Source organism: Nostoc sp. UCD121 (genome assembly GCF_014222285.1).
Taxonomy (GTDB): domain Bacteria; phylum Cyanobacteriota; class Cyanobacteriia; order Cyanobacteriales; family Nostocaceae; genus Nostoc.
This window is the reverse complement of record NZ_JACKZS010000001.1, coordinates 67,553-85,891: the sequence shown is the minus strand read 5'-3', so window position 1 is coordinate 85,891 and position 18,339 is coordinate 67,553. Positions and strand designations below refer to the sequence as shown.

20 protein-coding genes are annotated in these 18,339 nt (G+C 40.5%); 12 read left to right on the top strand and 8 right to left on the bottom strand.

What is annotated here, in order from left to right; translation table 11 throughout:
- Positions 1 to 145 precede the first annotated feature (145 nt).
- Positions 146 to 1,069 carry an SGNH/GDSL hydrolase family protein gene (locus GNF10_RS00400; RefSeq protein WP_221643704.1) on the bottom strand — a complete coding sequence of 308 codons (924 nt, stop codon included), beginning with the start codon at positions 1,067 to 1,069 and terminating at the stop codon, positions 146 to 148.
- 418 nt (positions 1,070 to 1,487) lie between these two features.
- Here GNF10_RS00400 and GNF10_RS00395 point away from each other — a divergent pair, with 418 nt between their 5' ends.
- From GNF10_RS00395 to GNF10_RS00380, 4 genes are all read left to right on the top strand, one after another.
- Positions 1,488 to 2,840, top strand: a complete 1,353-nt coding sequence (locus GNF10_RS00395; protein ID WP_185581628.1) for an OB-fold nucleic acid binding domain-containing protein — start codon at positions 1,488 to 1,490, stop codon at positions 2,838 to 2,840.
- A gap of 201 nt (positions 2,841 to 3,041) precedes the next feature.
- Complete coding sequence (locus GNF10_RS00390) at positions 3,042 to 3,638, top strand: hypothetical protein (protein WP_185581629.1); 597 nt, start codon at positions 3,042 to 3,044, stop codon at positions 3,636 to 3,638.
- A 290-nt stretch (positions 3,639 to 3,928) separates the two neighbouring features.
- On the top strand, positions 3,929 to 4,459 hold the full coding sequence (locus GNF10_RS00385; protein WP_185581630.1) for a hypothetical protein: 531 nt from the start codon (positions 3,929 to 3,931) through the stop codon (positions 4,457 to 4,459).
- Positions 4,460 to 5,056: 597 nt separating this feature from the next.
- The gene (locus tag GNF10_RS00380) at positions 5,057 to 5,425 is read left to right on the top strand and encodes a pentapeptide repeat-containing protein (protein ID WP_185581800.1); all 369 of its coding nucleotides are present in this window, start codon (positions 5,057 to 5,059) and stop codon (positions 5,423 to 5,425) included.
- Between the two features lie 34 nt (positions 5,426 to 5,459).
- Here the strand turns inward: GNF10_RS00380 and GNF10_RS38235 are convergent, their stop codons facing one another.
- Positions 5,460 to 5,594, bottom strand: a complete 135-nt coding sequence (locus GNF10_RS38235) for a hypothetical protein (RefSeq protein ID WP_260446269.1) — start codon at positions 5,592 to 5,594, stop codon at positions 5,460 to 5,462.
- A 352-nt stretch (positions 5,595 to 5,946) separates the two neighbouring features.
- The gene (locus tag GNF10_RS00375; protein ID WP_185607099.1) at positions 5,947 to 6,939 is read right to left on the bottom strand and encodes a LysR substrate-binding domain-containing protein; all 993 of its coding nucleotides are present in this window, start codon (positions 6,937 to 6,939) and stop codon (positions 5,947 to 5,949) included.
- A gap of 207 nt (positions 6,940 to 7,146) precedes the next feature.
- Between GNF10_RS00375 and GNF10_RS00370 the strand changes: the two genes are divergently transcribed.
- The 3 genes from GNF10_RS00370 (at position 7,147) to GNF10_RS00360 (ending at position 9,391) form a co-directional block, all read left to right on the top strand.
- The gene (locus GNF10_RS00370; protein WP_185581802.1) at positions 7,147 to 7,857 is read left to right on the top strand and encodes a cadmium resistance transporter; all 711 of its coding nucleotides are present in this window, start codon (positions 7,147 to 7,149) and stop codon (positions 7,855 to 7,857) included.
- A gap of 79 nt (positions 7,858 to 7,936) precedes the next feature.
- Positions 7,937 to 8,599: a hypothetical protein gene (locus tag GNF10_RS00365; protein ID WP_185581803.1), complete on the top strand. Its 663-nt coding sequence runs from the start codon at positions 7,937 to 7,939 to the stop codon at positions 8,597 to 8,599.
- A gap of 234 nt (positions 8,600 to 8,833) precedes the next feature.
- Positions 8,834 to 9,391, top strand: a complete 558-nt coding sequence (locus GNF10_RS00360) for a DUF202 domain-containing protein (protein ID WP_311774091.1) — start codon at positions 8,834 to 8,836, stop codon at positions 9,389 to 9,391.
- Positions 9,392 to 9,472: 81 nt separating this feature from the next.
- On the opposite strand, the gene GNF10_RS00355 is transcribed toward GNF10_RS00360, so the two are convergent.
- The 5 genes from GNF10_RS00355 to GNF10_RS00335 form a co-directional block, all read right to left on the bottom strand.
- Positions 9,473 to 10,195 carry a class I SAM-dependent methyltransferase gene (locus GNF10_RS00355; RefSeq protein ID WP_185584384.1) on the bottom strand — a complete coding sequence of 241 codons (723 nt, stop codon included), beginning with the start codon at positions 10,193 to 10,195 and terminating at the stop codon, positions 9,473 to 9,475.
- Positions 10,196 to 10,349: 154 nt separating this feature from the next.
- Positions 10,350 to 11,054: a mobilization protein gene (locus GNF10_RS00350; protein WP_185584386.1), complete on the bottom strand. Its 705-nt coding sequence runs from the start codon at positions 11,052 to 11,054 to the stop codon at positions 10,350 to 10,352.
- A gap of 385 nt (positions 11,055 to 11,439) precedes the next feature.
- Positions 11,440 to 12,156, bottom strand: a complete 717-nt coding sequence (locus GNF10_RS00345; RefSeq protein WP_012411944.1) for a pirin family protein — start codon at positions 12,154 to 12,156, stop codon at positions 11,440 to 11,442.
- 370 nt (positions 12,157 to 12,526) lie between these two features.
- Positions 12,527 to 13,099, bottom strand: a complete 573-nt coding sequence (dps, locus tag GNF10_RS00340) for a DNA starvation/stationary phase protection protein Dps (protein WP_185584388.1) — start codon at positions 13,097 to 13,099, stop codon at positions 12,527 to 12,529.
- A gap of 183 nt (positions 13,100 to 13,282) precedes the next feature.
- Positions 13,283 to 14,335 (bottom strand): aldo/keto reductase, encoded by a 1,053-nt coding sequence (locus GNF10_RS00335; protein WP_185584390.1) that lies wholly within the window; start codon positions 14,333 to 14,335, stop codon positions 13,283 to 13,285.
- A gap of 129 nt (positions 14,336 to 14,464) precedes the next feature.
- On the opposite strand from GNF10_RS00335, the gene GNF10_RS00330 reads away from it, so the two are divergent.
- From GNF10_RS00330 to treZ, 5 genes are all read left to right on the top strand, one after another.
- On the top strand, positions 14,465 to 14,752 hold the full coding sequence (locus tag GNF10_RS00330) for a hypothetical protein (protein WP_185584391.1): 288 nt from the start codon (positions 14,465 to 14,467) through the stop codon (positions 14,750 to 14,752).
- Positions 14,733 to 15,338, top strand: coding sequence for a Uma2 family endonuclease (locus GNF10_RS00325; RefSeq protein WP_185584393.1), 606 nt, complete (start codon positions 14,733 to 14,735; stop codon positions 15,336 to 15,338). The genes GNF10_RS00330 and GNF10_RS00325 overlap by 20 nt, the downstream gene beginning before the upstream one ends.
- A 76-nt stretch (positions 15,339 to 15,414) precedes the next feature.
- On the top strand, positions 15,415 to 15,822 hold the full coding sequence (locus tag GNF10_RS00320) for a thiol-disulfide oxidoreductase DCC family protein (protein ID WP_185584403.1): 408 nt from the start codon (positions 15,415 to 15,417) through the stop codon (positions 15,820 to 15,822).
- Positions 15,800 to 15,994, top strand: a complete 195-nt coding sequence (locus tag GNF10_RS00315) for a hypothetical protein (RefSeq protein ID WP_185584395.1) — start codon at positions 15,800 to 15,802, stop codon at positions 15,992 to 15,994. The genes GNF10_RS00320 and GNF10_RS00315 overlap by 23 nt, the downstream gene beginning before the upstream one ends.
- A gap of 250 nt (positions 15,995 to 16,244) precedes the next feature.
- On the top strand, positions 16,245 to 18,092 hold the full coding sequence (gene treZ, locus GNF10_RS00310) for a malto-oligosyltrehalose trehalohydrolase (RefSeq protein ID WP_185584404.1): 1,848 nt from the start codon (positions 16,245 to 16,247) through the stop codon (positions 18,090 to 18,092).
- Positions 18,093 to 18,339: the final 247 nt, after the last annotated feature.

Sequence of the window (18,339 nt, the reverse complement as noted above, 5' to 3'; positions counted from 1 at the left end):
GTCTGATTTAATTTAAATTAATAATTATTTCAACTATAAGAATTACCACTCTATTAAGATAATGAGTACTAAACAAGCTATATAAATTAATTTTCATGAGTGGGAAATCACTCAATACGAATATTTTCTGGTAGAATTGACGACTTTAGGAGGTCTGAGTAATTGGTATCTGCCTTAGTATTTCTAAAAGCGATCGCTCCATAACTTCACTGACAATTTTATTACCTTGTAAGTTGAGGTGAATGTGGTCGTGATACAAAGCTTGCGGGCTGGTAATTGAATTGAATATCGGTAAAAAGTCTATATAGTTAATTTGTTGGGCTTTAGTATAATCGCTCAAGCGTTGGCGGGCTTTAATTTCGTAATCGCGGGGGCCTGGTTCAGCAATTTCTCGCAGTAAGGGAGTCATAACTAGTAAAAATTGGCTGTTGCTTTGGCGAGTCAGGGCTTGAATTTTGCCGATCGCTTCCAAATTAATCCCCACGCGATCGCCTGCTTCATTTTGCACCGCTTTCATTTCAGGAATTGGCTTCTGCTTGACGATATAACGTTGCCACACTTCCGCTAACGCTAGTGGAGGCTTACTATCGGGATAGTTGCGATCGCGTCCTACCGGTAAAGAAGTGGGAGGAGTAGCAAACAAATCATCGGTATTAATTAATAACACTACTGCTTGGGCGTTGAAATTGCTAAATTTCTCTAAATAAGCTAACTCGTTCCTTGGCCCCCAAGAGTTAGCTGAAGCATTCAGCACCTCCACTTCCTGATAATTACGATGAGTGGATGAAGCTAAAGAACGCATCATGATCGCCGATATTGTATTAGTCTGATCTGTCCACCAACCACCATTCGCAATAGAATCCCCTAACAGTAAAACTCGCAGCGTAGAAGGCGCGGGTGTTTTATTGATCGCACTACCTCGCATAGAATACTCATTAATTTCAATGCGATTACCAAAACGACGGGTACGCTGGTTAGGAGCCAATAAATAGCCAATCTGCTCATCACCAATGTAAGTTAGGGGATTACCAAAGCCAAAGAGCGATCGCAGTCCGATCTCGACTATCATAAACAATCCTAGAACCACCGCCAAAATTACGATCAGCGCCACTTTCACCTACCCACACCCTTTAATACCGTGTTGCTTCTCAACGATACTAACTGACACATTCGGCATTGGAAAGAGGCACAGGGGTGAGGTATAGAAGGCAAAACTTTCTTTGCTCCCCTGATTTCATGCACTCTCCTAGCATCTGAATTAAGGGGATTAATATGTATTGGAATCTGTTTATAAGCTTTAAAAACAGCAATTACATGGCTATTAACTGTTTACCTAATAGTTTGTCAAACTTTGTCTACTTTTGTGTAAGAGTATAGCAGTGTTTTCTAGTGATATAATTTTATATTACCAGTATTACTATGACTACAATCTTTATCATTTTATCAATTAATTAATTTCGCAAATTTTTTTTCGGGGGTAAGGTAGGATGATCAAAATAGCCACACGTAAATATTTAGGCAAACAAAATGTCTATGACATTGGAGTTGAGCGTGACCATAATTTTGCACTCAAAAATGGCTTCATAGCTTCTAATTGTTTCAATAAATCCCATTCGACCGCCTATGCTTATGTAACTTATCAGACAGCATATTTAAAAGCTAATTATCCATTGGAATATATGGCAGCCCTGTTAACGGCTAACAGTGGCGATACCGATAAGGTACAGAGATATATTACTAACTGTACAAATATGGGGATTTCCATAGATCCGCCAGATATTAATCGTTCTGGCGTTGATTTTACGCCGACATTGGGAAAGATTCTGTTTGGCTTTTCGGCGGTGCGTAACGTGGGACAGAATGCGATCGCCTGTATTTTAGAGGCGAGAAATGAGACAGGAGAGTTTAAATCTCTCGCTGATTTTTGCGATCGCGTGGATTTACGTGCTGTTAACCGTCGGACTCTGGAATCGCTGATTTACTGTGGAGCCTTTGACAAAATTGAATCCAACCGCCAACAGTTAATTAACGACTCAGAATTAGTGTATGATTGGGCACAATCTCGCGCTAAAGACAGAGCCAGTGGACAAGGGAATCTCTTTGACTTATTAGGCGATGGATTTTCTTCTACTCAGAATAAAAGAGCAAATAATGCCTTTGAAACTGCTCCTAAATCTAAACCTGTGACAGATTTACCCCCACAGAAAAAGTTGCAGATGGAGAAAGAATTATTAGGTTTTTATGTATCAGACCATCCACTGAAATCCTTAAGGCAAATAGCACCACTTTTAACTCCAATTAACCTTTCGCAATTAGGAGAGCAAAGGGAAGACACAAGGCTTTGTGCAGTTGTGATGTTAAATAACGTCAAAAAAGTGGTTACAAAAAAAGGCGATCAGATGGCCATTTTGCAAATAGAAGACCTAACCACACAATCAGAAGCTGTAGTTTTTCCTAAAACTTATGAACGCATTAGTTCCTTACTTCAAGTTGACACAAGATTGATTATTTGGGGGAAAGTAGACCGACGCGACGAGCAAACTCAATTTATTCTTGAAGATGCAGAGCCAGTGGAAACAGTACAAATGGTAATGGTAGAGTTAAATCCCCAGCAAGCAGGTGATATGGAAAAACTACATCTCTTGAAAACGATTTTGCAAGAACATTCAGTAGATAAAGAAAAGGCAAAAATGCCAGTGATTGGAATTATCCAAACTGAAAATTCTCGGAAACTTGTTCGCTTGGGTTGGCAATTTTCCGTACAAGATTCAAGAATAACCGTCCAAGCTTTGCAAAATGCTAGTTTTCCTGCTCATATCAAATCGCTCACTGGTAGCTAATACCAGAAGTGAAAAATCTACTAATACTGAAAAGCACCTGAAAAATTAGTTTTATGAACTGTCAACAGTAAATTGCCTTAAGTATTCAGGGTTAAAAGCGTTTTTTTAGTTACTTATGCGGATGATAATTTCCTTGAGGGAGTGGTATCTTTTTATGCTAATACCCTTAAGGCTGCGACCGGGGGAAGGAGTTAAAACTTGATGAGCGTAAATGAGCTACATAAATTTGTTTCATACTGTAAAAGGATTCAACCCCAAACTCACGAGGACATTCAAAAGTTTTTTGAAGGAGTGATCTTATTTCCTTATGATAAGGAACTTCTACTGCAAGCTTATTTATTTCTGAATATTAAAGAGTTGTTTCCCTCATGCGCTGAATTGCTGCTATTTGAAAAATCTCCAATTTCAGATTATACAGATTTAGGAAAGTGTGATTTTGTCTACCTAACTTTTAAAGGTAGTCTGTATTTAATTGAAACTAAGTTTATTGATACGGAAGCAACAGGAGCTACAGAAAGAAAAAGAAGAAATAAACACAGAAATAAGGTATTTGAGCAAGTTATTACTTTAAAAGGTAGGTTTAGTGAATATTGGAATATGAGGCTAGAACAATTAGAGTGTGGGGTTTTCACAACAGATCCAGAAGTTGCTTGGCGAGGAAATGGTGTGAACGTCACATCTAAATCAATATCTATAGATCAGCTCGAAAAATGGCGAAGAAGTTATCACACTAGTGAAAGATTTTTATCTCATCAAGATGCGCCAAAATTTGAGGGGAAGGTTAATTTAAAAGGTTAAGTCTTGACTGAAGAGGCAAGATGTAAAACAAGAATCCCATTGGATTTTAGCTGTATAAGTGTTAAATCGCATAAGCTAAGTAGTCAGACAGAATTAATTCCCCAATGTAATTGCAAAGAGAAGCGAAGGCTCACAATGACTATAAATATTTTTGTCCGACTACTTATCGATTCAATTTGCCAGATAGCTAAGAGCAATTTCACCTTTGTCCAATCATCAGCAACCATAGCCCGGAAAACGTGTCAGATTACTTGAATAAGTACCAAAAGTCTGACAGGAAAACCATACTAATGAGAATTTGGGCTGCTACTGCTGTGCTAGCTTCCTCTTGGCTAATATCTGGGGTTATATATTCTGAGCCAATCGCCGCTACCTCTGGTGTAGCACAAGATGCCAAACTATTTCCTACACCAACAAGTCTGAAAAAGATTACTGTCAGTAACACTGAGTTTGGGCTGAAGAGAGTTGACTCCAAAGGTAACGTTACCATTTTTCAGACAACAAGAGTACCACTTCAGCCGGGAAACGCCTACGGATGGCGGATTAAACTCAAAGACTACCAAGGTGAAGTAAAATGGCGCGAAGTATTGCGTTTACCAAAACCTCCAGAAACTTGGGGTACAGATAGCGGTGAAGACTTCTCAATGTCACCAGACGGAATGACATCTGTGACACGGCGTACACAGTCGGCTCCAGAGGGTGTAATTGAGAATTTTTGGACGATTACTCCTGGCGATCCGGTTGGTAAGCATAGGATAGAAGTTTATATTGATGATCGTTTGATAAGTACTTTCGAGTTTGAAATTATCCCAGTTAAGTAAATAGACCACGCGGTAGGGGCGCAAGGACTTGCGCCCCTACGACGGGTGTGGTTCAAATATATGAAAACTGCTGTATGTAACTTGCATAATTGGGGCGCTCATGTTGCCAATCCCACAGAGTTTGATTTAATTCGATTATGTGAATTAAGTGTTTTTCAGCTAAAAAGAGAGGCTTGCTCTGAGAGGATTTTTAAAACATCCTCTTATCGGTATCAAAAGTCCTATATCTCTCTAAATCCCTCTTTTTAACTTATTACGATAAATCTATTAATTGCAGCAATATAATAATCGCATAGCCGAATATTAAAAGGAATAAATTACTATAAATTGTTCTATAGAACTCATATTTGATTTCTGGAAACATTTAGTAAAACTGAAAGATGCTTCTTGCCTATTGCCTATTTCCTCCTACACAAATAATTATGGCTACGCCACGCTGCGCGAATAGAAATCAAAGCGGATTGCCATATTAGATATGTGCATTCGAGTAAATCGGAGGAATTGCAGATATTAAATAAACAACCTCTATTATGGCCGTTACAATAGAAGCACCTTATATATTAGAGATATAAATTTGATTCTTGTTGGGTGGCGATCGTGAATATAGAGGAATTAAAAAGGCGTTTTGCCGCAGGGGAAAGATATTTTCCAGCCGTCAACTTGAGTAGGAACAGGCTGATTGGAGCCTATTTGCCTGGAATAAATCTATGGGGATCTGACTTGAGTGGAGCTAACCTAGCTAAAGCTAAACTCTGGGGAGCAGATTTGAGTAGAGCTAACTTAGCAAAAGCGAATTTGACTAGAGCTAATTTGAGCGGTGTCAAACTGAATGAAGCCAATCTGCGGGGAGCCAAACTCAACTATGCCAAGTTATATGGAGCGAATCTGACTGGCGCTTACTACGATGAAAGCACTCGGTTTTCTAGAGGTTTTGACCCCGTTAGTAGAAATATGCGGAAGGTATGAGTTCTGTCAACCTCTCCCTGCTCTGAACTTTCGTTCAAGTCTGTCCCTCTCTGCGTCGGCTACGGTGACATAAACTTCGCCTACCTTGAGAAGCGTAGTTTTGTAGGTTGGGTGAAGCTTTAGCGTAACCCAACATAAAATTTGGTGGTAATGTTGGGTTGCGTTTCACTCCACCCAACCTACATAAATATATCTTTTAAAAAACTCTCGATTTCAACATAGATGAGGTTTTAAAGTCTTTAATATTTGCCCCACAAGCTTTTGCTCCTCCCAACTCCCTTAAAAAAGAAGAGTCCTCCAATTTCTCGGAGGATTTAGGAGGATCTATTACATTTTGGTTTTGTAGAGAGATGTGTGTACACCGTAGCTCCGGCTCAGAGAGGGACAGTTTTGTAAAGCAATTAGCATCTGAATGCTTAAAAACCGCAGAGACGCTGAGAGCGCAGAGGGAAAGGAAAGAGGAATAATTGCGATACAAAAGGATTTGATATTACTAGATGAGCAGTGGAAATGATGTTATTTCAAATAAGTGATGTTGATATATGTTGATGTGAGCCATCTGACATGGATGAGATCAACATTTGTTCAAAGACTTTGGAAAGAGCAGTTTGAAAACGCTGACGATGCTTGAGTTTGAAAAAAGGTCGAACTATTTCTGCGTAGGTGTAGCCAGCCGTAGGCATCGCAACGTTAACGTCTCTATTATCAATGACTCGAATTGCTCGTAGAGTTCCCAGTTGTATTTCTTTTTTTACCATCAACTCAGAAATTCCGATCGCACCGACACCATCTTCGATCGCTGCTTTTGTCATCTCTCCACTGTTGAATACTAAAATTACATCCAGTTCACTGAGATTGATTTCCCAATTTTTTAAGGCTTCCTCAAACCTTTGCTGGGTTCCAGAACCTGGTTCGCGCATCACCCAAGGGGTTTTAGTCAACTGGCTTAAGTCAATTTCTCCCCACTCAAACCAAGGGTGTTTTTGACCTACGACTATTTGTAAGCGATCGCTCCCCACTATTTCATACTCTAGAGTACTCTGGAGCGCTGGCTTCACATCTCCTTCTACCAAACCTAAATCAAACTGTCCTGTGGCTGTTCCTAAACAAATCTCTTCTGTATTGGCAAGGCTACAGTTAATCTGAATACCGGGATATCGGCTCTTAAACTCACTAATCTTACTTGGTAGCCAGTAGTTACCAATTGTCAGACTTGACCCTAATTTCAATTCACCCCGTTGCAGATTGTTCAATTCTCGCAATCCTCTTTCAGTCAAGGAAACTTGATCGAGAATTTTTTGCGCTTCCACTTGCAGTAATTTACCCGCCTCAGCAATCTCGATATGGCGACCAATCCGATGGAATAGTTTCACACCATATTCTTGCTCTAAGTTGTGGATTGCTGCACTGACGGCAGGTTGTGTAATATAAAGCTCTTCTGCTGCGCGAGTAAAGTGTAAGTGCTGCGCCACAGCCAGAAAGATTTTTAGCTGCTCAAGGGTCATTCCTGCCATTTATGGTATCCCTACAACTTGGTGTCAAAGATTTAATCACTTTCATTTATCATTTTGACAAACAAAAGCATTTGATTCTATCGGTTAGTTTCACTAAAGTATAAATCAAAGCTTTTTACTTAGTCATTTGTCATTAGTCATTTGTCCTTTGTAAATGCCCAATGATTAATGCCCAATTGCCAAGCATCAAAATAAGGACTTCCAAAAATGAGCGGTTTAGTAACTGCAATTACCACAGGGATCACGGCATTCACTGCAACCAACATCGATGATATTGTGATTCTGACGTTGCTTTTTTCACAAATAAATAAAACGTTCCGCAGTCGTCACATCCTTGCTGGTCAGTATCTTGGCTTTGCTGCATTGATAGTTGCTAGCCTTCCTGGGTTTTTCGGTGGACTAATTATACCGCAGGACTGGATTAGACTACTTGGTTTAATGCCAATAATCATTGGTGTGAGTGGTTTACTAAAACGCGAAGAGGATTCACCAGAGCAAGGTGCAGAAGAAACCGAGCCATCTTGTCCCTCTATAGTTAGGAGCTTTTTCTCTCCCCAAACTTGCAACGTTGCTGCGATCGCCTTTGCCAATGGTAGTGATAATATCAGCGTCTATGTGCCTCTGTTTGCCAATTCGGAATTAGATAGTCTGTTAATTATACTCAGTGTATTCTTTTCGCTAGTAGGTGTATGGTGTTATACCGCTTACAAGTTGACCTACTTGCCTGCGATCGCACATTTTTTAACTGAAAATGGCAACACTTTTGTACCTTGTATCTTAATTGGTTTGGGCGTGTTTATTGTCACAGAAAACGTTACCTGGACTCTTTTATCTGTAGTTTCTAGTTATATATTCTCATTAATCTTAGGTTTCAATACTCAATCTTCGAGTGAAGAACAAGAAAAGTTAAGTATCTAGAAAGATGTGCATCATGAATTTTCTTACGAAAATTAATTTAAAACTACAAAATATCTTCCCCATCAACAGGAATCAAAACATGAAAGTCTGGAAATCTCTGCTAATTGCCTTAATTATTTTCGCTAATCTAGCCTTCGCTCAACCTTCTTTTGCTGATAGACCAAAATTTAGCAAAAACCCTGATTATATCGAAGTCACTAAAGCTCTTAACGAACTGTCTCAAACAAAAGATGCCCAAACTCAAGTTGAAGGTCTGACACCAGAAGAAATTCAAAAGAGAACTGAGGAATTAACACTGCAAAAATATGCTTTAGAGACGGGAATTAACTGGGGTAAATGCGAAAACCAAACAGGTAATACCATAGCAGTATACGGTAAAAGACCAAATGATGATGACAATGAAGATGCCATATACGACAATGGTTTGTATTTTCTAGCTAATGGTCAGTCCACTAGAGATAACTGGGATTGTGATGGCATCTATCTACCGAATGATATCAAGGTAGCAAACTTCACTTCTAGTCCGAATGGGCAAGGTGAAGAATTGACAGGGCCTGCGGCTCTGAAAATCCTTGATGGAACTCAGTTGGTGATTAAGAGCAATCCAGATACTGGTGCGATTGAATTAAATGTTCCGACTGTGAAAGTTCTTAACAGCAATAAGGCTAACTGGTTTATCCCAGATATATCGCAGGCTATCATAGATACACGAGTTCCTAATGCACCTATTAAGAAGTCTTGAAATCTAACTGCATAGTCTATTTTTGAATCATTGTTCTCAATTTCAACAGGGTGACAGCCAAAATTAGAGAAAAAACCTGACTTAAGACTGGTTAAAAAATCTCTCTGATTCTTGGCTGTTTTTTATAACATCTTATTACTTATAACTACTCTGCACCATCAATTACGAATTCTAAATTATTCAGTCAGGCTTGTTTTATTTTTATATCTGCATTAAAATATATTTTGAAAAAATATGTACAATCACAATAGATATATTTCAGTAGCGCAACTATTGTGCTGGCTGCAAGTCATCTGGAAAGAGATTTCCTACTACCTCCGCATTTTTTTGATAAGAGCCGCTTTGGGGATAAGGGTGTTATTGATGCAGTTAAAATTGAAATCCACAGAAGAAGATAAAGATAAAAAAAAGCCAGGACGACTCAATCCTTCTCGAATCCGAGATCACTTGGCAAATGAGCGTACCTACCTGGCTTGGATGCGGACAGGGATTGCTCTTTTAGGTTTTGGTGTTGTAATTGTGCGTTTGCGTGCCTTCCATGTACCTTTAGTACCCCGTCCCGGCAACGGCTGGAAGTTAGGTTTAGTCTTTTCGCTGGTGGGTTTGATTACAGTGTGGCTCTCAACCAGTCACTATTTCGCTGTCCGTCGTGATATCGAAGAAGATACTTATGAACCGACAGACAGATGGGTATTGCTGTTCAGTCTCGCTGTAATGATTCTCGGCACTGGAGTAATCTATTTTGTTTTTACAACTTCTTTAGATCCAATGAGTCCAGTTATCCCTGAGTGATGAGTGCTGTTAGCGGTAGCGGGGCGTTTAGCCCGTGCTGAGTAAAAAGAAGAGTACTTAGTACTTTCGCACTCAGTTTTTTCAAAATCGCACCTTATACAATTGGAATAATTCTCCTAATTTTTTGGTTACTACTTTAGCACCAGCGGCCTTAATGGTTTTTTCCCACTCAGCTAGAGGCTCTAAAAACACCTCAGCCCCCAAATAGGTTTCTAAAACTGCCCAATCTTCTGCTAAAGGCTGTTCTGGGTTAAGGATGTCAAACACAAAATGTCCACCTGGTTTTAACACTCGCTTAACTTCTGCGAGTACTGCATTCCAGTATTCGAGTGGAAAATAGCAGCTAAATCCTGTTGCGATCGCTAGGTCAAACTGCTCTGGTGAATAGTTTAACTGATGGGCTGCTCCCAACTCAACACCTTTGAACAGCTTAGAATTCAACTGCGGCCCACGAGAGTTAAGGGTATCGCGTGCCACATTACTAATTTCTTGCCCATGAAAAAATGCTTGCCAATCCCGCCAAGGATAGATTAAAAAGCTGATACCACAGCCAATATCTAAACAGTGCTGGTTTTTTTGAGGTTGAGCAATTTCCCAAAAAGGGGAAGCAATTCTCCCGGCAAAACTACCTCCAATCCACTCACGGAATATCGGCATCGCCTGGACTTCGGTTGGAAGTTCAAAGGTTTCACGTTGATACTCTCGGTTAAAACGATAGGCTATTTGGCCTAATCTTTCGTCCCAGTTGCTTGATTTGGCTGAAGTAAAGAGATTTTGGAACTGCGAATCAGACTTTTTGGACATTAGATTTTTGCTACTCTTTCTAAGAATTGTAGTCAAATTCACTTTGCGATCGCCTCCGGTGGGCGGGTACGCCATCGCATACCCATCGAATCTCCTGCTGGGGTTTGTCCTAAGTCATTGGTCATTAGTACCAATGAGTAATGACCAATGACTCCTATTCAACTTTTTCATACCAGATACCTACTTTCTCAAAAGCGCCATAAGCAAGCTTCAGAAAATTCACTACTCTCTGTTTTCCAATTACTCCAAATTCTTTATACTCTCTAGCCTCTGCAAAAGTCAGGCGATTTTGGTCAATTATGTTTCTTTCTCTGTATGCTAACTTCGGAAAATCTATAACTTTTATCTGATATTTATTTACTGTGTTCTGAAAGTTGGAGTCTGACTCTAGATGCTCCCAATCATCACACAGCCCCAAATTCCTCACCAGAATATGAGGGATTTTTTCGCCGTAAGTATTCACTGACTGAGTAAACAGGTTGATGCTGTCGTATCCTCCTGTCGATACAAACCATTTACAAAACATCACGCCCTGCGAACTTCCTAGTTCAAGTAATTGATTAGATTCAACCCACCCTTGCACTGCTCTATGCGATTGTGCGGCTAAATTCACAATTACTGGTCTCTCTATGGCCCACTCAAATATTCTATCTGCCTTATTTGCCTGTCGTTCGTTCTCACTAAACACGGCATACTTACATATTTCCTTATACACCCCTGCCACATCTGGATTTGATCTATCTGTCTCCACTGGTACAAATGGGATTCTCTTATCCAGACAATACTGAATCATTGTCCTGGCAAAGAGAGATTTTCCTACCCCGCCTTTTTCACCATCCACAAAATGAATCGTCGGCATTACAGCCACCTCTAATAACTTATTAAAGCCTGATACATCTTTCCCAAAATAAGAACTTTTTGGCCGTTGCCGCCTAGTTGTTTTGGTGGTTTTATGAGAAAGTATAACCGTGATTTGGATATAGTTTTAATAATGCTTGCAAATCTGATACACTAACCATCTGAAGAGATTGCATTGCTGTAACACTAAAAATAATAGTACATTTTTACTATAAAAGGGGTAGGTCAAAACTTTCACAATAGTTTTGACCTATCCCTAATTAAGGATTCCCAATGCAATGGCAAATCCGCGCCTCAATCGACAAATTTTTCTCTAACAAATCATAGTAGGGTGAGCATTGCAATGCCCACCCTACAAGCTAGCTTTTCAGCAAACAGATTTAAGATTAACCCAAATCGAAAAGCAAGATTTCGCCACCGATGTTGGTGCTAATTTCTAGCTGTTCTTCGCCATTGATTTGCACACCATCGCCGGCTCTGAGTTCTTCTCCATTTAAATCGACTATACCTTGGGCTACTTGTAACCAGGCATAGCGATCGCTTTTGACTTGATAATTAACAACATCGCCTGACTCTAAAACAGATGTGTACAACTCAACATCTTGGTGAATTGTCACAGCACCATCGCGTCCATCTTTAGAGGCAATTAAGCGGAGTTTACCGCGCTTTTCTTCCAAAGGAAAAGCTTTTTGTTCATATCTTGGCGTTATTCCTTCTCGATCGGGAAGAATCCAGATTTGCAGTAAGTGTAGTGGTTCAGTTGGTGAAGGATTAAATTCACTGTGGCTGATTCCAGTTCCAGCGCTCATAATTTGGGCATCACCGGGGCGAATTACCGAGCCAGTCCCCAAGCTGTCTTTATGCTCTACAGCACCTTCTAAGACATAAGTGAGGATTTCCATGTCACGATGACTATGGGTAGGGAATCCTGCACCGGGGGCGATGCGATCGTCGTTAATCACGCGCAGAGAGCGAAATCCCATACGGTTGGGATCGTAAAAACTACCGAAGGAAAATGTGTGATAGCTATCGAGCCAGCCCATTTTCGCATGACCACGGGCATTGCGATCGTGAATTAAGTGGGTAATTGTATTTTGAGACATAAATTTACCTCTTTGTAAATGAGTATTTAGTTAGGAACGACTCAATTTTGGATTTTAGATTTTAGACTTTCTTGCAGAACGCTACGCGATCGCTCAGTGAACGATTTTAGATTGCAGGAAAAATCTAAAATTGGCATTTGAAATCAAAATGAAATTAGCATACTTTTTCAATCACCTAATAACTTCTTCCAGTTTAAGTATGAATTTTGATAGATCGCTTGTTGAAGATATTGGTGAATTTCTTGACTTCGTTTTGAACTATTTCAATAGTAAGGTAAATACATATAAATGAAAAGTACGCACTTAAAAGTGACGTACTTACCAAAAGGATACTATTAGATTTAAGAAAGACTACTTTTCTCAGAAGTGCTTATTTTACAGCAGCAGGAATCTTTTGAGTTTTAGTAGTACCAGCGTTACCATTCTCTTCTTTGATTTCTGCTATTTGTAGATGAGCTTCTAAGAACCAGAGTCGTTTGTCAATGGTACGAGAAATTTCGGTGTAAAGATCGGCGGTATCAGCATCACCTAATTCATCAGTTTTTGCGATCGCTTCTCTAATATGTTTCGCGTAGAGTGCAAAGCGATCTGCTAAGGCTGTCACATGATCTTTACCATCCAAAATATCTAAGGGATATTCTGGCAGAATTGAATTACTAGCTGCGGCGCGGGCTGTTCCGAAAGCGTATCCGCCTAAAGCTGTGACGCGTTCAGCTACTAAATCGATGTATCCTTCCAATTCCCCAGCAAGTTCATCAAATAATAGATGTAGCTGATAGAAGTCAGTTCCTTTAACATTCCAATGCGCTTGCTTTGCTTGGGTTTTTAAATCCGAAGTAGCTGCTAAGGTTTGGTTGAGAAGTACCACTATTTGAACTCTCGCTTTTGCGGGAATGTCAATCCGGGTAGGGTACAAACGTGATGCAATACTGTTGTCGCTCATGGGTCTTACGTTGTTAATGCCTTTTAAATCTAACTTTACAGATACTGGCTGGCTGTGCGAAACTCTCTGACGATGGATTGTATTAATGCCTGAATGTGTTACTGTTTATAGCTTATACAATTTGAAATTTTAGATTTTGGATTGAGAATTTTAACTGGGAAAAAGTGAAGTTAAAAATGACATTTAGATGCGATGGTTTTCTATGGTATTAAATGTGCCACCGAAAAGCCGATCGCGAATTACATCATTTTGCAAAAAGTCATGGGGAAAACCCAGTTCAATTTTGCTAACTTCATCTAAGCGTTGCAGATGTTGTGGCGAAAGACTGACATCTAAAGAAGCTAAGTTATCTTGAAACTGCGTTAATTTACGTGCCCCAATTATGGGAATAATCACACCACTTTGAGCTAGTAACCAAGCTAATGCTACTTGTGAGGGTGTGTGGCCAATTTCTGCTGCAACTTCACTAACAACTTGAGCGATCGCTAAATTCCGTTCTGAAATACTTCCTAAGCCTGGATTTGTTAGTCGCCCTTGTTCATCGCCTGCTTGAGGAGGCTGATTATACTTACCTGTTAGCACACCACCACCCAAGGGCGACCAAGGTGTCACCGCCAAATCAAAAGCTTTAGCCATCGGTAGCAAATCACGCTCTGGTGTTCGCTGAATTAAACTATACTCAATTTGCAGCGCCACAAACTGCGTCCATCCTTGGAACTGGGCAATGGTATTTGCTTGAGAAACGATCCAAGCGGGTGTATCAGAAATGCCAATGTAAAGTACTTTACCTTGACGAACTACATCATCAAGCGATCGCAATACTTCTTCAATCGGTGTTGTGAAATCCCAAGCGTGCAACCAAAATAAATCAATGTAATCGGTATTCAGCCGTTTCAGACTACCTTCCAAAGACTGGATTAAGTTCTTGCGATGGTTTCCACTGGCGTTAGGGTCGCCCTTTTTGTTATTCATCTGCAAGGGAAAGGAATATTTTGTCGCCACTACAAAGCGTTCCCGTTCTTTTGCGATTAACTCACCGACAATTTTTTCACTGCTACCATCGGTATAACCGTTGGCGGTGTCAATGAAATTTCCCCCTGCTTCTACATAAGTGTCAAAGATTTTACGACTTTCGTCAGCAGATGCACCCCAACCCCAATCTTCACCAAAGGTCATGGTTCCCAAGGAGAGTTCAGAGACTCTTAATCCGCTTTTGCCTAAGAGTTTGTATCTCATGAATATTTTCTCTTTAACGAAAAAACAATGCGAATACCATTCCAAAAGCATGATAACAAAGGTTATCATTTGTCCTTTGTCATTGGTCATTAGTAAGGGCTTTAAGCCTCTTTACGTTTCATAATATACTTGGGTTTTTTTGCGCTAACTTACTTTAGCGAAGCAAGAGCGATCGCTTGCATTATGAATGCGCTAGCCTGCCTTGTGAATGCGATCGCTTGCATTGTGAATGCACTAGCCCGCTTTGTGAATGCGATCGCTTACATTATGAATGCACTAGCCTGCCTTGTGAATGCGATTGCTTGCATTATGAATGCGCTAGCCTGCATTGTGAATGCGATGTACTTTGCAACGGTGGCCGCTACAATAAGCCTAAGTCAAGTCAAAATAAGACATAATGACCTACACTTCACCTAAACTACTGACTTTTGAAGAATTTATAGCCCAATATGGTGATAATACACGCTACGAACTAATTGATGGACAACTAAGAGATATGGAACCGACAGGACTACACGAAGCTGTTGCAGGTAGTATTGCTGGTAGAATCTATGTCGAAATTTTTAATTCTAATTTTAACTGGCTAATCCCAAAAACCTGTCTGATTAAACCACCTGCTGCTGAAGCCACAGCACTGCGTCCTGATGTAATTGTTTTAGATAAAGCTGAACTTAGTAAAGAACCGCTATGGTCAAAAGAACCTATTATTTGTAACGGCAGCACAATCAAACTTGTTGCTGAAGTTGTTAGTACTAATTGGCAAGATGATTATGCCAGAAAAGTTGAAGAATACGCTTTTCTTAATATCCCAGAATACTGGATTGTTGACTTTCGTGGCTTGGGTGGCTTGCAATTCATCGGCAATCCTAAACAACCCACCTTTACCGTTTGTCAGTTAGTTAACGGTGTTTACCTGCAACAACAATATCATTTAGGAGATACTATTTATTCTGAACTATTGCCAAATTTACAACTTAAACTTGACGATATCATGCCTATTTAACAACTTAAATTTTGTTTTGGCTCTTACTGAGGCTAGAGCGATCGCTACAGTTTTCTACGCTAGAATAATGATTTTTATGAACTACTACGTAATCTACGACGGAAATTGTAATCTCTGCGTTACTTTAGTGCGATCGCTAGAAACCTTAGACAAGGGAAAGCTATTTCGCTACAGTCCTATGCAAGATGAGCAGACACTTTTACAGTGGGGAATCACAGCCCAAGACTGTGAACAGGGGGTGATTTTAATTGATGCTAACGATCCTCAGAGACGTTGGCAAGGTAGCAACGCCGCAGAAGAAATTGGGCGGTTATTGCCAGCAGGAAGTGTATTTGTAGACGCTTATCGAGCCTTACCGGGGATGAAATGGGCAGGCGATCGCTTTTACGAACAAATCCGCGATAATCGCTACACCATATTTGGTAAGCGTTCTAATACTTATGAGTCGGCATACTGTGTTGATGGTAGCTGCAAACCAATTTAAACCACGGCAAGCAAAAGACGCGATTTATCGCGTCTTTGTGATGATTCATCTCGGTTTTGTGATGATTCATCTCGGTTTTGTGATGATTCATCTCGGTTTTGTGATGATTTATCGCGTCTTTGTGATGATTCATCTCGGTTTTGTGATAATTCATCGCGGTTTTGCAATCTAAAATTTTCATCAAAAAACCTTAACTGAACCGTAATTGCCCTGCCTCCTTCGCAACTAAATTTATCATTGGACAGAATTCATTCTGTAAAAAATCCGCCTCCAGGTGCTAGCAAAAAGTCTGGTAGACGAACCATTATGCTATCTGGCGTGTTTGTAAACATTGTGCAATCAATGACATGCGATCGCCTACAGCGAGCGGGTACGCCATCACACCACAATTTGGCACAACATACTGTCGGGAGGGATACTGCGTGAGAATTGGTGCTAACTACTTGGGTAATGGAGAATGTGAATTTACAGTTTGGTCGCCGCTATTAGATAGCGTCACTGTAAAAACTTTGACACCACAGGAGCAGGTTATTCCCCTCAAGCCTCAGTCTGAGGGGTACTGGCACGCGAAAGTAAATGATGTGTATCCAGGCACGCTTTATCGGTATGTTTTGAATGGTCAAGACGCTTTTGCCGATCCCGCGTCGCAGTATCAACCGGAAGGAGTGCATGGCCCGTCTCAAATTGTCGATCATCAGTTTGAGTGGACTGATGAAGGGTGGACTGGTATTCCTGTGGAGTCGATGATTTTTTACGAACTCCATGTTGGTACTTTCACACCTGAAGGAACTTTCACCGCGATTATTTCTCGTCTACCAGAACTCAGGGAACTGGGAATTAATGTTATTGAAATCATGCCCATTTCCCAGTTTCCGGGAGACACCCATGTTGAAGCGTCTCTGGCATATCGCAACTGGGGCTATGATGGCGTTTACCCTTATGCAGTTCAAAATTCTTATGGTAGCCCAGCCGAACTAAAGCAACTCGTAAATGCTTGCCACCAACATAATATCGCTGTGGTGTTGGATGTGGTCTATAACCACTTTGGGCCAGAAGGCAACTATATGAGTCAGTTCGCGCCCTACTTTACTAAAACCTATAAAACACCTTGGGGCGAAGCGCTGAATTTCGATGATGCCCATAGTCAGGGTGTGCGAAATTATTTTATTGAAAATGCCCTGTACTGGTTGCGCGAGTTCCACATTGATGCATTACGCCTGGATGCCATTCAAGCAATTTACGACTTGGGGGCGAAGCATTTTCTTTGGGAACTGGCGGAAGCAGTTCATCATTTTTCACAACAAGGACAAAAATGGAAACGCCATTTAATTGCCGAAAGTGACTTGAATAATCCGCAAATCATTCGTCCGCGAGAATTGGGTGGATATGGAATCGATGCCCAATGGAGTGATGATTTTCACCATTCATTGCACGCACTCTTGACAGGCGATCGCCAAGGATATTATCAAGATTTTGGGCAAACTGCTCAGTTGGCAAAAGCTTATGAAGATACTTTTGTCTACGATTGGAAGTACGCACCACACCGCAAGCGATTTCATGGCGTATCTTGCCGCGATCGCCCCCTATCACAATTTACAATTTGTATTCAGAATCACGATCAAATCGGCAACCAAATGAAAGGAGAACGCCTCACCCAGAGGATCTCTTTTGAGGGATTAAAATTAGCTGCTGGCGCTGTGTTGCTATCGCCTAATTTACCCTTGTTGTTCATGGGAGAAGAATACGGCGAAACTGCACCCTTCATTTATTTTGTCAGTCACTCCGATCCCGATTTAATTCAAGCAGTTCGAGCCGGACGCAAAGAAGAATTTGAAGCATTTCACTTCGCAGATGATCCCCCAGATCCCGAATCGGCAGAAACTTTCCTAAAGTCTAAACTCAATTGGCAATTACGTCATGAAGGTAATCACAAAGTTCTGTGGGATTGGTATCGTCAGTTAATTAATTTACGCAAGACGCATTCAGCACTTTTAAATCAAGACCGCAATTCCATCGAAGCGACTAGCGATGAAGACAAGCAGTTAGTTATTGTGCGTCGTTGGTGCGAATCAAGTGAACTAATATTTGTGATGAATTTTAATTCGTCTCCAGTCACAGCGGCTCTACCAATTCAGCATAATGTTAATAAATTGTTAGACTCTGCTGATACCTCATGGTCTGGGCCTGGTTCTGAAGCAGATGAACATCTGTCTGCGGGAAAAGAAGTGAAATTACAACCTACGAGTTTAGTACTGTATGAAAAAGGATGACGGGGAGCGTTAAAACTTCAAGTTTCAGCCTCATAACCTCAACGTTTGAGTAAAAAGGTTCAACGTTCGAGTAAAAAGGCTCAACCTTTGAGTAAAAAAGTTCAACGTTCGAGTAAAAAGGTTCAACGTTCGAGTAAAAAGGTTCAACGTTCGAGTAAAAAGGTTCAACGTTCGAGTAAAAAGGTTCAACGTTCAAGCAAAAAGGTTCAACGTCCGAGTAAAAAGGCTCAACGTTCAAGTAAAAAGG